Raw genomic sequence first — 13532 nt, 5'->3', positions numbered from 1 at the left:
TATGAGCCGCGTCAGACGAAAGATCGCTCCCTACCTGCTGGTTCTGCCCGGCGGGATCTGGTTGCTGATCTTCTTCGCGGTGCCGATGTTCACGATGCTGTCGCTCTCCCTCCAGGAGGGCGACATCGTCCACGGCTACCGCTTCACCGGGCACTGGCAGACGTACACGGAAGCGATCTCGGCCTATCAGACGCAGCTCATCCGGTCGCTGATCTACGGCGTGATCGCCACGATCCTGCTGATCGCCATCGCGTTCCCCATGGCCTACTGGATCGCCTTCTACGGCGGGCGCCGCAAGCCGACGTACCTCTTCCTGGTTCTGCTGCCGTTCTTCGTCTCGTTCGTGCTGCGGACGATCTCGTGGAAGCAGATCCTCACCGACGAGGGCCCGCTGCTGCAGCCGCTGCGGGACGCCGGCCTGATCTCGCAGGCGTTCCACATCCTCGGCACGCCGTACGCGGTGATCCTCGGGCTGGTCTACAACTTCCTGCCTTTCATGGTGCTGCCGATCTACGTGGCGCTCGAGCGCATCGACCCGCGCGTGGTCGAGGCGGCGCGGGACCTGTACGCCAACCCGGCCACCACGTTCCGCCGGGTGATCTTCCCGCTGGCCCTGCCCGGTGTGTTCGCCGGCGTGCTGATGACCTTCATCCCGGCCAGCTCCGACTTCGTCAACTCCGAGGTGCTGGGCAGTTCGGACACGACCATGATCGGCCAGGTCATCCAGACGCAGTTCCTCGAGAACTCCGACTACCCGACGGCCTCGGCGCTCTCGTTCGTGCTGATGGCCGTGCTCCTGGTCGGCGTGTTCTCGTACGCCCGGATCCTCGGCACCGAGGACGTCATGAAGGTGGCCGCGCGATGACAGCGTCGACCCTGCAGCGGCCGCCCGCCTCCGCCGAGGACCCGGCCGCGCTCAAGCCCAAGCGGCGGATCACCGGCGCCGGCCTGCTCCACGTGTACACCTGGATGATCATCGGCTGGCTCATCCTGCCGATCGCCGTCATGATCGCGTTCGGCTTCAACGACACGCCGGGCCGCTACAACCAGACCTGGAACGGCTTCACCCTCAAGTGGTACGGGCGCCTGTTCGAATACCCGGATCTGACCAGCGCCCTGCTCACGTCGATCGTGATCGCCATCGTGTCCAGCCTGCTGGCGGCCGCGCTCGGCACCGGCATCGGCTACGCGCTGGGCCGTTATCGGTTCACCGGTTCCGGCTCGCTCAACCTGGTCATGTTCGCGACGATGTCCTCGCCCGAACTGATCATGGGCGCGTCGCTGCTGAGTCTGTTCGTCTCGGCCGGCACGGGTCTGGGCCCGGTGACGATCACGATCGCGCACGTCATGTTCTCGATCTCGTTCGTCGCCGTCGTCGTGCGGTCACGGGTGCTCACCCTGGACCGTTCGATCGAGGAGGCCGCGTACGACCTGGGCGCGACCGCGTGGACCACGTTCTGGAAGGTCACCTTCCCGATCATCCTGCCCGCCGTCTTCTCCGGCGTGCTGCTCGCGTTCGCGCTCTCCATCGACGACTTCATCGTCACCGCCTTCACGGCGGGCACCACCAAGACGTTCCCGCTGTGGATCTGGGGAGCGACCCGCGTCGGCATTCCGCCGCAGGTCAACGTCATGGGCACGCTCATCTTCGCGGTCGGCGTCCTGGGCGCCGTCATCGCGAACGTCCGATCGAGACAGCGTAAGCGGGACTGATAACTCGTGCGTTCTTCGCTGAAGGATGCTGTTTCCGAACCGTACTGGCTGACCCAGGCGGGGGCTCCGGCTCCCTGTGAACCGCTCGACGGCGTCGACACCGCGGATCTCGCGGTGGTCGGCGCCGGGTACAGCGGGCTGTGGACGGCACTGATGGCCAAGGAGCGCGACCCCGCCCGCGACGTGGTGGTGGTCGAGGCGGGCACGGCGGGCTGGGCCGCGTCCGGTCGCAACGGCGGGTTCTGCGCCGCCTCGCTCACCCACGGCCACGAGAACGGCCTGAGCCGCTTCCCGGACGAGATGCCCCGCCTGGTCAAGATGGGCCTGGACAACCTGGACGGCATCGAGGCCACGGTCGCGCGCTACGGCATCGACTGCGACTTCTCCCGTACGGGCGAATTGCAGGTCGCCACGGCCGAGTGGCAGCTTCGTGAGCTCCAGCGGGGCCCCGGCTTCCTGGACCGCGAGCAGGTCCGGGCCGAGGTCGACTCGCCCACGTACCTCGGTGGGGTGTGGGACCGCGACGGCTGCGCGATGGTCGACCCGGCCCGCCTGGTGTGGGGTCTGCGCGAGGCCTGTCTGTCGCTGGGCGTGCGCTTCTACGAGCAGTCCCCGGTCGAGCGGATCAAACCGCACGGCGCCGGCCTGCGGCTGCACACGTGGCGCGGGCGGATCGACGCGGCCCGGGTCGCGCTGGCGACCGGCGCGCACGGCAAGCTGCTGCGACGGCTCGGGCACTTCGTGGTTCCCGTGTACGACTACGTGCTCATGACCGAGCCGTTGTCCCCGGCCCAGCTGGCCTCGATCGGCTGGTGCAACCGGCAGGGCATCGGCGACGCCGGCAACCAGTTCCACTACTACCGCCTCACTGCGGACAATCGAATCCTGTGGGGCGGGTACGACGCCGTCTACTACAACGGCGGACGGATCGACCCCGCGCACGATCAGCGCGAGGCGACGTTCGCGGTGCTGGCCGACCATTTCGCCGAGACGTTCCCGCAGCTGTCCGAGGTGCGCTTCACCCACAAGTGGGGCGGCGTGATCGACACCTGCAGCCGTTTCAGCAGCTTCTTCGGCACGGCCTACGGCGGCCGGCTGGCGTACGCGGTCGGCTACACCGGACTCGGTGTCGGCGCGACCCGCTTCGGCGCCGACGTGATGCTCGACCTGCTCAGCGGCGCCCGGACCGAGCGCACCGCGCTGAAGATGGTGCGCAGCAAGCCGATCCCGTTCCCGCCCGAACCGGTGCGTTCCGGTGTCATTCAGCTCACCCGCTGGTCCATCGCGCAGGCGGATCGCAACGAGGGCCGTCGCAACCTGTGGCTGCGCTCCCTCGACAAGGTCGGGCTGGGCTTCGACTCCTGACCCGTCGCGATGCGGAAGCTCCTGGCTCGGCACGAGACGGAAGACCCGTCGCGATGCGGAAGCTCCTGGCTCGGTACGAGACGGAAGACCCGTCGCGATGCGGAAATAGTTGTCGGGCCTCTTGCGTGCGACGGAATCAGTGAAATGATCGGGTCCTGGAGCCTGAAGGAGTTGAGTGATGGCCTCGTCGGCCGAGTTGCACCAGCGTCGGTCCGCGGCCGTCGCGCGCGGGGTCAGCAGCATGATCCCGTCCTACGTGAGCACCGCCGGCGGCGGCACGATGACCGATGTGGACGGCCGCGAGTGGATCGACTTCGCCGCCGGCATCGCCGTCACCAACGTCGGCAACGCCGCGCCCCGGGTCGTCGAGGCGGTGCAGGCGCAGGTCGAGCGGTTCACCCACACCTGCTTCATGATCGCCCCGTACGAGCAGTACGTGGCGGTCTGCGAGGAGCTGGCCGCGCTCACCCCGGGCGACTTCGACAAGCGGTCGGCGCTGTTCAGCTCGGGCGCCGAGGCGGTCGAGAACGCCGTGAAGATCGCCCGGCACGCCACCGGGCGGCCCGCCGTCGTCGTGTTCGACCACGCCTACCACGGCCGCACCAACCTGACGATGGCGCTGACGGCCAAGGTCATGCCGTACAAGCAGGGCTTCGGCCCGTTCGCCGGCGAGATCTACCGCGTCGCGATGTCCTACCCGTTGCGCGACGGCCGCAGCGGGGCCGCGGCCGCCGCGTACGCCATCGGCCAGATCGAGAAGACCGTCGGCGCGGTCAACGTGGCGGCCGTGCTGATCGAGCCGATCCAGGGCGAGGGCGGATTCGTCGTGCCCGCCGAGGGCTTCCTGCCGGCCATCGCGGCCTGGAGCCGGGCGGCCGGTGCGGTGTTCATCGCCGACGAGATCCAGACCGGATTCTGCCGCACCGGTGAGTGGTTCGCCTCCACCCACGAGGGCATCGAGCCCGACCTCATCACCACGGCCAAGGGCATCGCCGGCGGGCTGCCGCTGGCCGCGGTCACCGGCCGGGCCGAGATCATGGACTCCGTCCACCCCGGTGGCCTCGGCGGAACGTACGGCGGAAACCCGATCGCGTGTGCCGCCGCGCTGGCCACCATCGAGACGATGCGGGAGCTCGACCTCGCGGCGGCCGCCCGCCACATCGAGTCGGTGGCCCGGCCCCGGCTCGAGGCGCTGGCCGCCAAGCACCCGGCGATCGGCGAGGTCCGGGGCCGCGGCGCGATGCTGGCCCTCGAGGTCGTGATACCCGGCGAAGACACGGCGGCCGGCCCCGCGCCCGACGCCGTGCTCACCGCAGCGGTGGCCAAGGCGGCGCACGAGCTGGGTCTGCTGCTTCTCACCTGCGGCACCTACGGCAACGTGATCCGGCTGCTGCCGCCGCTGATCATCTCGGACGACGAGCTGGATCGCGGCCTCAGCCTCCTCGAACAAGCCTTCGCCTCTTCTCTGTAACGGAGCCCCCCTTGAGCGACCTCCAGTCACCCGACTACGAAAAGCTGGCCGGCGACGCCCGCGACCACCTGTGGATGCACTTCACCCGGCTGTCGTCCTACCAGAAGGCCGACATCCCGATGATCGTGCGCGGCGACGGCTGCTACATCTGGGATTCCACCGGCCGGCGCTACCTCGACGGCCTGTCCGCGCTGTTCGTCGTGCAGACCGGCCACGGCCGCCAGGAGCTGGCCGAGGCCGCCGCCAAGCAGGCCGGCGAGCTGGCGTACTTCCCGATCTGGTCGTACGCCCACCCCAAGGCCGTCGAGCTGGCCGACCGCCTGGCCGACCTGACCCCGGGCGACCTCAACCGGGTCTTCTTCACCACCGGCGGCTCCGAGGCCGTCGAGTCGGCCTGGAAGCTGGCCCGCTCCTACTTCAAGCACACGGGCAAGCCCACCAAGACCAAGGTGCTGTCCCGCTCGATCGCCTACCACGGCACCTCGATGGGCGCCCTGTCGATCACCGGCATCCCCGCCCTCAAGCAGGACTTCGAGCCGTTGGTCCCGTCGACGTTCCGGGTGCCCAACACCAACTACTACCGCCGCCCCGACGAGCGCATGTCGCTCGAGGAGTTCGGCGTGTGGGCCGCCGACCGCATCGCCGAGGCCATCGAGTTCGAGGGCCCGGAAACGGTAGCCGCGGTCTTCCTCGAGCCCGTGCAGAACGCGGGCGGCTGCTTCCCGCCCCCGCCCGGCTACTTCCAGCGGGTCCGCGAGATCTGCGACCGCTACGACGTGCTCATGGTCTCGGACGACGTGATCAGCGGCTTCGGCCGCCTCGGCGAGTACTTCGGCGGCCAGCGCTACGGCTACACGCCCGACATCATCACCGTCGCCAAGGGCCTGACCAGCGGCTACGTGCCGCTCGGCGCGATGATCGCGTCGGAGCGCCTGGCCGAGCCGTTCCTCGAGGGCACCAACTGGTTCGCCCACGGCATCACCTACGGCGGCCACCCGGTCGGCTCGGCGGTGGCCCTGGCCAACCTCGACATCATGGAGCGGGAAGACCTCAACAAGCACGTCCGGGACAACAGCGACCTGTTCCGCTCGTACCTCGACCGCCTGTCGGACCTGCCCATCGTGGGCGACGTCCGCGGCGACGGCTACTTCTTCGGCATCGAGCTCGTCAAGGACAAGGCCACCAAGGAGACCTTCAACGAGGACGAGTCGGAGCGCCTGCTGCGCGGCTTCCTCTCCAGCGCCCTGTTCGAGGCCGGCCTCTACTGCCGCGCCGACGACCGCGGCGACCCGGTCATCCAGCTCGCGCCGCCGCTGATCGCAGGCGAGGAGCAGTTCATCGAGATCGAGCAGATCCTGCGCTCGGTCCTTACCGAGGCCTCCAACCGCCTCTGACCGGAACCGCCCGGCGCCCGCCCAGGGGCGCCGGGCGGATCCTCACCGCGCTCCGGCCGTTCCCGCCGGACACCGCGGACACCGGCCTCGCCCGAGTGGGGCGACGCGAACACGTCTGATGTCACGACGGCCGGCTACGAGCTGGTCGAGGCGTGATGGGCCACCCGGGCCGGTGGGGGTAGCGCTCCGGTCGTGGGGGAGGCGCGGAGCGAGTCGAGGATGAGGGCAGCGAACCGCCGGGCCGCTGCCACCCGCAGGGCGGGCGGGTCCGGCGGCAGTCCGCGGCCTGCCATGATCATGAGGATGAGGTCGTCGACGACGGTGTCGGGGCGCAGGGCGCCGGCCTGTTGGGCGCGGCGCCACAGGCCGGTCAGCGCGCGCAGCATGCCGGCGCGATGAGCTGTGAAGTCGACCGCGCCCGGGTACGACGAGACGAAGGCGTCCACGAAGCCCTGGTTGGTCGCGTTCAGTTCGGTGATGTCGCGGACGATCGTGCTGAGGCCGCGCCACGGGTCGGGGTCGGCGCAGCCGTCGCGCACGATGCCGCTGCAGGCGCGCAGCTCGTCGGTGAACGCGGCGTCGACCAGGGCCTGCTTCGTCGGGAAGCGGCGGTAGAGCGTGGCCGGCCCCACCTCGGCCCCGCGGGCGATCTCGCGCATCGGCACGCCGAGGCCCCGTTCGGAGAACAGACGGCGCGCGGCCGCGAGCACCCGGTCGCGGTTGTCGCGGGCGTCCGAGCGCAGCATCTGAGGCAATGGGTCGTCCATGACCTCTCACTTTAGCGAAGTGGACGGGGGCGTCCGTTAACGTCGCCGGCATGAAGGCAATCAGCATCCAGGCGTACGGCGACCCCAGCGGCATGAAGGTGATCGACGCGCCCGAGCCCGAGCCGGCGCCGGGCCAACTGCTCATCGCGACCGAGGCGATCGGGGTCGGCGGCGTCGACGCGGTCATCCGGCGCGGCACCATCGGCAGCCTCGGTCTTCCCGAGGGGCACGTTCCGGGCAGCGAGGTCGCGGGGCGCGTCATCGCGGCGGGCGACCCGGCCGACGAGTCGTGGGTCGGGCGGAGCGTGTGGGCCTTCACCGGGATCGGCGGCGGCTACGCCGAACGCGCGATCGCCGGGCTCGACGACGTGACCCCGTTGCCCGCGGGGCTCACGCCGGTGGACGCGGTGACGATCGGCAGTTCCGGGCCGGTCGCGCACTTCGGCCTGGCCCACGCCCGCTTCGCCCGCGGTGAGTCGGTGCTGGTGCGGGGCGCGGCGGGCAGCATCGGCATCCTGGCTGTGCAAACGGCGGCGCTCGGCGGCGCTCGGCAGATCGCGGTGACGACGTCGTCGCCGGAGCGCGGCAAACGGCTGCGGGAGCTGGGGGCCACGGTCGTGCTCGACCGTGCCGGCGAGGGCGACGGCACCGACGGGTTCGACGTCATCCTCGACCTCGTGGGCGGGGCCGGGATGCCGTCGTTCCTCGAGCGGCTCGCCGACAACGGCCGCATGGTGTCGCTCGGCGTCGTCGGTGGCTTTCCGCCCGCTGACTTCGGCTCGGCGCTGCTGCGCTCGTTCCGGCGGTCCCTCTCGTACGGAACCCTGAGCCTCGACACTGTGCCGGTCGAACAGCGGAATCGCGTACGGGCGGAGAACCTGGCCGCCACCGCCCACGGGACACTGAAGGCGGTGGTGCACGACGTGCTCACCCTGGACGAGGCGGCCGGCGCGCATCGGCGGATGGACGCCGGCGAGGTCTTCGGCCGCATCGTGCTGACCGTCGGCTGATCAGGCCTCGGTCGTGCGCAAGGCTCCCCGGCGCTGAGCGCGGATGCCGGCCAGCACCGTGGCCACCAGGATCACCGTGAGGAGGATGACCGACACCATGGGCGCCAGGAATTGCGGCAGTCCCAGCAACGCGACCAGCGGGATGACGACGGCCGGCCACGGCCAGGCCGAGCGCCACCGGCCCGAGGTGCCCATCATGACCATCGCCACGCCGGCCAGATAGAGGGCCGTCCCGCCGTGCAGGGCCCAGCGGGCGGTGTCACCCAGTTCGCCCGCCGGGTGCACGACGAACTGTTCGACGCCGACCGCCGCGATGGCCAGGCCGACCACGAGCGGCAGGTGGCCGTAGATGTAGGCGTCCGCCACCCCCGTCTCGGGGTCGTCGCCGTCCTCGACCAGTTTTCGTTTGCCGGCGGCGCCGCCCAGGTCGAAGTAGATCCAGAACATGGCGGCGACGGCGGCGAAGGCGACCCCGGCTGAGACTACGGACGCGGCGACCCAGTGCTGCTCGTGCACGCCGACGGCGATCGACCGCACCGACTCGCCCAGCACCAGGATGACGAAGAGCCCGAACCGTTCGGGCAGGTGGTCGAGGTGCAGCGGGGTCCTGTCGCCGAACAGGGTGGCCAGGACGGGAGCGGCCGCCTCGACCAGGATGCCGGCGCCCCAGAGCACGTACCGGGCCGTGCCGTGCACCGGAAGGGAAGCCGTCCAGAGCAGCGTCGCAGCCACGGCGCCACCGATGTAGATGCCGACAGTGTGCCGCGCCTCGGGGACGTGGCGCCACGCCCGCACATAGAGCAGAAGCAGGATGACGCGGGTGGCCAGATAGCAGAGGGCGAACTGCGTGCCCTCGCTGCCGGTGGCGCCCAGCGCCGCGGCCGCCAGGCCGATGACCGAGCCCGTGGCGGCCAGTTTGGCCAGGCGGTAGAGCACGTCGTTGGTGTCGAACCGGTTGGCGTACAGGGTGATCGTCACCCACGACCACCACGTCACGATGATGAGACCGACGAAAGTGAGGGCGCCGCCCAGATTCAGGTGCTCGGCGAAACCGATGGCCAGTTGGTCGATGACCAGGACGTAGGCCAGGTCGAAGAAGAGCTCCAGCCGCGATGCGCCGCGATCTTCCTTCGTGCGCAGGCGCGGAGGCCGGATGAGCGGAGCGGGCCGTTCGTCTGTGGTCACCGGCCCGCTGTTCCCGTTTGCGCGACGGGCCACACCCCTGGCAGGAGTGTGGCCCGTCGGGAACTCAGGTCAGCGGCGGAAGATGATCGTGTTGCTCCCGCCGCGGTACCAGCCGTAGTCGCCACCCCGGTAGCCGTTGTACCAACCGCCGTACCAGTTGTGGTTGTCCCAGTCGTTGTTCCAGTCGTCGACCCGCAGGACGTAACCACGACGGTGGTGGCCGAAGCCGACCCGGTCGCAGTCGTAGTCGTCCCAGCGGTCCCGCCACTCGCCCATGCGGCCGACGCGCTCGCAGGCGCCGCGCGTGCGGAAGTAGCCGACAACCTCGTCGTCGTCGTACCCGTAGTAACCGCCCGTGGCGGTCTGCGCGGCACCCTGCGTGGTGGCGGGGGCGGCCTGGGCCGGACCCGCCCCGATCGCGACAGCGGTGCCGAGCCCGAGGCCGGCGACGGCGAGAAGCCGAGTAATGCGGTTCACAACAAACCCCTTTCGTCATGACGTCTTGCGGAATGAGTTGATCATCCCGGTCCGGGGGCCGATGGGGCTTTCGCTTTTGGTAACCCGTTAGTGTCACGGTGGGTCGTCGAGAGGTGGGAAGATGCGGCTGCACGTGGGCTGTGCGATGTGGACACACAAGGCCTGGTCGGGCCGGGTCGCCGGGCCGGGGCAGCCGAAACTGCAGGCGTACGCGGGCTGGTGCAACGCCGTCGAGGGCAACACGACGTTCTATGCGACGCCGTCCCGTGACACGGTCGCCGGCTGGGCCGGGCAGACGCCGCCCGACTTCCGCTTCGTGCTGAAGCTCCCGCGGGTGGTCACCCACGACCAGCGCCTCACCGGCGGTGACGAGGCTCTGCGGGTGTTCCTCGACGCCATCGAGCCGCTCGGGCCCCGCGTGCACGCGCTGTGGATCCAGCTGCCCCCGTCGTTCGGCCCCGCCGACCTGCCGGCGCTGGCCGGCTTCCTGCGCCGCCGCCCCACGGGCTACCGCTACGCGGTCGAGGTTCGTCATCCGTCCTTCGCCGAGGACCCGGCCCCGCTGGAGTCGATCCTGGCCGGAGCCGGCGCCGAACTGGTGCCGTTCGACACGAGCGTCATGTTCGCCGCCCCGCCCACCAGCGACGCCGAGCGCGACGCCTGGGCCAGGAAACCCCGGCTTCCCGTACGCCCGCACGCGCTCACCGATCGACCGGTGATCCGCTACCTGGGCCGCGACGACCCGGCCCGCACCGCCGAGGGCTGGCAGCGCTGGCTGCCGGTGGTGGCCCGCTGGCTGCGCGAGGGCCGCTCACCCACGGTCTTCATCCACACCCCCGACAACGCCGACGCTCCCGCCCTGGCCCGCCGCTTCCACGTTGAGGTGGCTGCCCTGGCGCCCGGCCTCGACCCCCTGCCCGAACCCGAGCCGGTCGGCCCGCTCACCCTGTTCTGATCGGATCCGGCCACAACGATCGGGCGGCGGCACGGCACACCCCGGCAGAGTGGGCGCCGAAGGAGGTCCTGTGATTTCGGCGCTCAACCGGCTCGTCGACCTCGTCGAGCAGCACGTCGGCGAGGACGTGGACGTGGCCGCGGTGGCCCGGGCCGCGGGCAGCAGCGAGTACCACCTGCGGCGGATGTTCTCGTCGCTGGCCGGGATGCCGCTGTCGGAGTACGTGCGACGGCGGCGGATGACCGTGGCGGCGGCCGAGGTCGTCCGGGGCGAGGGCGACCTGCTCGGGATCGCGGTGCGGTACGGGTACGGGTCGGCCGAGGCCTTCGGGCGGGCGTTCAGGGCCGTGCACGGGGCCGGGCCGGGCGACGTGCGCCGGGACGGAGGCCCCCTTCGGACACAACCGCAGATCAGGTTCCGCCTGACCGTCGAAGGGAGCGAGCCGATGGACACCCGCATCGTCGAACGGCCGGAGTTCCGGTTGGTGGGACACGCGGCCCGAGTGCCGATGATCTACGAGGGGGTCAATCCGCACATCCAGGCGCACGTGGCGCGGCTGCCGGTGGAGGAGCACGCGCGGCTGAAGGAGCTGGCCGGCACCGAGCCGGGCGGGCTGCTGGCCGTCAGCGACTCCGAACCGGAGGCCGCGGAGGGCAGCGAGCTGACCTACCTGCACGGCGTGGCCGCCACCGCGGACAGCCCGGTGCCGGGGGATCTCGACAGCATCCCGGTGCCGGCCGGAACGTGGGCTGTCTTCCGCAGCAGCGGAAACTACCCGGACGCGTTGCAGAGGACGTGGGCCGCCACGGCCGCCGAGTGGTTCCCGTCGAACCCGTGGCGGCTGCGGCCGGGTCCGTCGATCGTGTCGGTGGTGGACCGGGCGGACGACTTCAGCACGGCCGTCACCGACCTGTGGCTGCCGATCGAGGCTCAGTAGATCAGGGTCTCGCGCGGGGACCGGCCGTACGCGGCACGGTAGTCGGCCGCGAACCGGCTCAGGCTGAGGTAGCCCCAGCGACGGGCGATGGCGGCCACCGTGTCGCCGCGGGTCGGGTCGGCGTCCACCAGGTCGCGGTGGGCCCGGCTCAACCGCACCCTTCGCAGATAGGCCATCGGTGTGGTGTCCAGATGCCGCCGGAAGGCCGCCTGCAACCCGCGCGGGGATATCCGGGCGGCCTCGGCGATCCAGGCGGCCGTGATCGGTTCGCCGGCGTGCGACTCGATGTACGCGACGGCCCGGCGCACCGAGGCCGGCGCGGGCGGCCCGGTGGCGGGACGGCCGGGGGCTGCCATCGCCGTGTTCGGGAAGACGACAAGGGCGGCCGCGGCGGCGAGGTCGGCGGCGGCCCTGATCGCCAGCGGACTCCGTACCGGCTCCGGCGGGCCGGTGAGAAAGCGGTGCAGGTACGCCATGGTGTCCCACCAGTAGCGGCCGAGTTCGGCCGAGACGGGCGCCGGCCCGTCGAACCGGAAGTCGTGCGGCGCGATGCCCGTCCGGGCGCCGGCCAGGTCGGCCGCCACGGCCGGGTCCAGGTTGATGCTGAACATGTCGAAGTCGCGGCAGTGGTTGGTCAGCTGCCGCCCGGTCCGGTGCAACCGCACGTCGCCCGGCCCGGTGCGGGCCACGTCGCGCCCGTCGTGGGTGTCGACGCGGCCGCCGGCCAGCGCCACGAAGATCAGGCTGTCGAGCGGCTGGAACCGCACGGTCACGTCCATCGTGTACGTGACCCGGACCGCCTGGATCGGGCCGACGTCCACGGCCAGGTGCCGATAGCTGAAGTCGCGCGCCACCCGGTGGATCTCGAACGCGTACCCGGCGTAGATCCGCCGCAGCACGTCGTGAGCCGCCCCCACATCGCGGGTGGCGAACTCGAATCGGGAGAGCGGGCCTGGCGTCTGCTCCGGCCGCATTGCGTCCCTTCTGACCGTAAACGGAAGTGACTATCCGGAAACCGTAACCCGCCCCACGCGGGCCAGCGGCGACAAGAGCATCAGGACGGGGGACAGCAGCAGGCCGGCGGCGGCCACCATCAGGGCCGGGCGGAGTCCCAGCTGCCCACCGAGAAGTCCGCCCACCAGAGACCCGACTGGCGCCAGACCCATGCCGGCGAACGTGATGGTCGCGGCGACCCGGCCCTGCAGGCTGTCCGGCGTGACGGACTGCCGCACCGCCATGACAGTGATGTTGACTACCTGCCCGAACGTCCCGAACACCAGGTTGACGGCGATGAGGGCTGCCACGGTCGCACCTCCGCCGCCGGGCAGAGCGGGGACGACGAGCATGACGCCGTCGCCGGCGAACGCGGCGACGACGATCACCGGGCCGTACCCGAAACGCCGGGGCAGGCGGGCCGCCAGCACCGACCCGAGCAGCGCGCCCGGGCCGGTCGCGGCCAGCACCAGGCCGATCGAGGCGGCGGACAGGCCCAGGGTCCGCGGCAGGTAGAGCAGGTAGAGGGTCATCGCGGCGGCCAGGGAGAGGTGGAACGCCCCGGAGACGACACAGATCGTCCGAAGGAGAGGGTCGCGGGCCACGAAGGCGACTCCGTCGCGGATGCGGGTGCGTCCGGCCGGGGCGGCGAACCGGTTGCCGATGCGTGTCAGGGAAACGGCCGAGACCCCGAAGACCAGGGCGGCGGAGGCGGCAGCCAGCGGAGCGGACAGGGCTGACACCAGGGCGCCGCCCAGGGCTGGGCCGGCCATCTGGGCGGCGGAGCGGGCGCCCTCGATCCTGCCGACGGCCGGCAGAAGGTGGTCGCGGTCGGTCAGGCGTACGAGAAAGCCCTGGTAGGCGACGTCGAAGAACACGGAGAGTGCGCCGACGGCGAAGGCGGTCACCAGCAGCAGCGGAACGTCGAGACGGCCGAGGAAGGCGGCTGCCGCGGCCGCGGTCAGGATCAGGGCGCGGCCGACGTCGGCGAGGACCATGACGCCGCGGCCGGGGCGGCGGTCGACCCAGGCGCCGGCCAGCAGGGGGAGCAGCAGCAGGGGAGCCTGGCCGGCCGCGCGCAGCAGGCCCAGATCGGGCGCGGTGACGTCGAGGGTCAGGACGGCCAGCAGGGGGAGGACGGCCGAGGTGGAGTGCTCGGCCAGTTGCGAGGTGGACTGGGCCAGCCAGAAGGCGCGGAAGCCGGAGATGGGCACGGTGATCCCTTGATCGGGGTGGGATACGTGCCGCGCCGTTCCGGGGCCGCA

Annotated in this window: 13 protein-coding genes; 8 read left to right on the top strand and 5 right to left on the bottom strand. The window is 71.1% G+C overall.

The window, feature by feature from the left end; genetic code table 11:
• Nucleotide 1: 1 nt before the first annotated feature.
• The 5 genes from LXN57_RS34230 to LXN57_RS34210 all read left to right on the top strand — a co-directional run bounded on the left by LXN57_RS34230 (nucleotide 2) and on the right by LXN57_RS34210 (nucleotide 5943).
• A complete protein-coding gene (locus LXN57_RS34230; protein ID WP_251802366.1) occupies nucleotides 2–865 on the top strand; it encodes an ABC transporter permease in 864 nt (287 codons plus the stop codon).
• On the top strand, nucleotides 862–1713 hold the full coding sequence (locus tag LXN57_RS34225) for an ABC transporter permease (RefSeq protein ID WP_251802365.1): 852 nt from the start codon (nucleotides 862–864) through the stop codon (nucleotides 1711–1713). Before LXN57_RS34230 ends, LXN57_RS34225 begins: the two co-directional genes overlap by 4 nt.
• A gap of 6 nt (nucleotides 1714–1719) precedes the next feature.
• Nucleotides 1720–3078 (top strand): NAD(P)/FAD-dependent oxidoreductase, encoded by a 1359-nt coding sequence (locus tag LXN57_RS34220; RefSeq protein ID WP_251802364.1) that lies wholly within the window; start codon nucleotides 1720–1722, stop codon nucleotides 3076–3078.
• A gap of 178 nt (nucleotides 3079–3256) precedes the next feature.
• Nucleotides 3257–4549, top strand: a complete 1293-nt coding sequence (gene gabT / locus LXN57_RS34215; protein ID WP_251802363.1) for a 4-aminobutyrate--2-oxoglutarate transaminase — start codon at nucleotides 3257–3259, stop codon at nucleotides 4547–4549.
• An 11-nt stretch (nucleotides 4550–4560) separates the two neighbouring features.
• A complete protein-coding gene (locus LXN57_RS34210) occupies nucleotides 4561–5943 on the top strand; it encodes an aspartate aminotransferase family protein (RefSeq protein ID WP_285904702.1) in 1383 nt (460 codons plus the stop codon).
• Nucleotides 5944–6077: 134 nt separating this feature from the next.
• On the opposite strand, the gene LXN57_RS34205 is transcribed toward LXN57_RS34210, so the two are convergent.
• Complete coding sequence (locus tag LXN57_RS34205) at nucleotides 6078–6710, bottom strand: TetR/AcrR family transcriptional regulator (protein WP_251802362.1); 633 nt, start codon at nucleotides 6708–6710, stop codon at nucleotides 6078–6080.
• Nucleotides 6711–6760: 50 nt separating this feature from the next.
• Between LXN57_RS34205 and LXN57_RS34200 the strand changes: the two genes are divergently transcribed.
• Nucleotides 6761–7720, top strand: coding sequence for a zinc-binding dehydrogenase (locus tag LXN57_RS34200; RefSeq protein ID WP_251802361.1), 960 nt, complete (start codon nucleotides 6761–6763; stop codon nucleotides 7718–7720).
• Here LXN57_RS34200 and LXN57_RS34195 read toward each other — a convergent pair whose 3' ends face one another.
• Both LXN57_RS34195 and LXN57_RS34190 read right to left on the bottom strand, forming a co-directional pair.
• The gene (locus LXN57_RS34195) at nucleotides 7721–8905 is read right to left on the bottom strand and encodes a low temperature requirement protein A (protein ID WP_251802360.1); all 1185 of its coding nucleotides are present in this window, start codon (nucleotides 8903–8905) and stop codon (nucleotides 7721–7723) included.
• Between the two features lie 69 nt (nucleotides 8906–8974).
• Complete coding sequence (locus LXN57_RS34190; RefSeq protein WP_251802359.1) at nucleotides 8975–9382, bottom strand: hypothetical protein; 408 nt, start codon at nucleotides 9380–9382, stop codon at nucleotides 8975–8977.
• A gap of 121 nt (nucleotides 9383–9503) precedes the next feature.
• Between LXN57_RS34190 and LXN57_RS34185 the strand changes: the two genes are divergently transcribed.
• Nucleotides 9504–10337, top strand: coding sequence for a DUF72 domain-containing protein (locus tag LXN57_RS34185; RefSeq protein WP_507185056.1), 834 nt, complete (start codon nucleotides 9504–9506; stop codon nucleotides 10335–10337).
• A 70-nt stretch (nucleotides 10338–10407) separates the two neighbouring features.
• Nucleotides 10408–11274 (top strand): AraC family transcriptional regulator, encoded by an 867-nt coding sequence (locus tag LXN57_RS34180; protein ID WP_251802358.1) that lies wholly within the window; start codon nucleotides 10408–10410, stop codon nucleotides 11272–11274.
• Here the strand turns inward: LXN57_RS34180 and LXN57_RS34175 are convergent.
• Nucleotides 11268–12248 (bottom strand): AraC family transcriptional regulator, encoded by a 981-nt coding sequence (locus LXN57_RS34175; protein ID WP_251802357.1) that lies wholly within the window; start codon nucleotides 12246–12248, stop codon nucleotides 11268–11270. The two genes, LXN57_RS34180 and LXN57_RS34175, sit on opposite strands and share 7 nt — an antisense overlap.
• A 30-nt stretch (nucleotides 12249–12278) precedes the next feature.
• Complete coding sequence (locus LXN57_RS34170; protein ID WP_251802356.1) at nucleotides 12279–13481, bottom strand: MFS transporter; 1203 nt, start codon at nucleotides 13479–13481, stop codon at nucleotides 12279–12281.
• Between the last annotated feature and the right edge of the window lie 51 nt (nucleotides 13482–13532).

The sequence above is a fragment of the Paractinoplanes hotanensis genome, from assembly GCF_023717965.1.
GTDB classification, from domain to species: domain Bacteria; phylum Actinomycetota; class Actinomycetes; order Mycobacteriales; family Micromonosporaceae; genus Actinoplanes; species Actinoplanes polyasparticus.
Note: the sequence above shows the minus strand (reverse complement) of the source record. Positions and strands in the feature narration are given on the sequence as shown.

What these genes read in the sequence shown, in the direction of transcription:
- LXN57_RS34230 (WP_251802366.1), top strand. Translation starts at nt 2, where the DNA reads ATGAGCCGCGTCAGACGAAAGATCGCTCCCTACCTGCTGGTTCTGCCC.
- LXN57_RS34225 (WP_251802365.1), top strand. Translation starts at nt 862, where the DNA reads ATGACAGCGTCGACCCTGCAGCGGCCGCCCGCCTCCGCCGAGGACCCG.
- gabT (WP_251802363.1), top strand. Translation starts at nt 3,257, where the DNA reads ATGGCCTCGTCGGCCGAGTTGCACCAGCGTCGGTCCGCGGCCGTCGCG.
- LXN57_RS34205 (WP_251802362.1), bottom strand. Translation starts at nt 6,710, where the DNA reads ATGGACGACCCATTGCCTCAGATGCTGCGCTCGGACGCCCGCGACAAC.
- LXN57_RS34200 (WP_251802361.1), top strand. Translation starts at nt 6,761, where the DNA reads ATGAAGGCAATCAGCATCCAGGCGTACGGCGACCCCAGCGGCATGAAG.
- LXN57_RS34185 (WP_507185056.1), top strand. Translation starts at nt 9,504, where the DNA reads ATGCGGCTGCACGTGGGCTGTGCGATGTGGACACACAAGGCCTGGTCG.
- LXN57_RS34175 (WP_251802357.1), bottom strand. Translation starts at nt 12,248, where the DNA reads ATGCGGCCGGAGCAGACGCCAGGCCCGCTCTCCCGATTCGAGTTCGCC.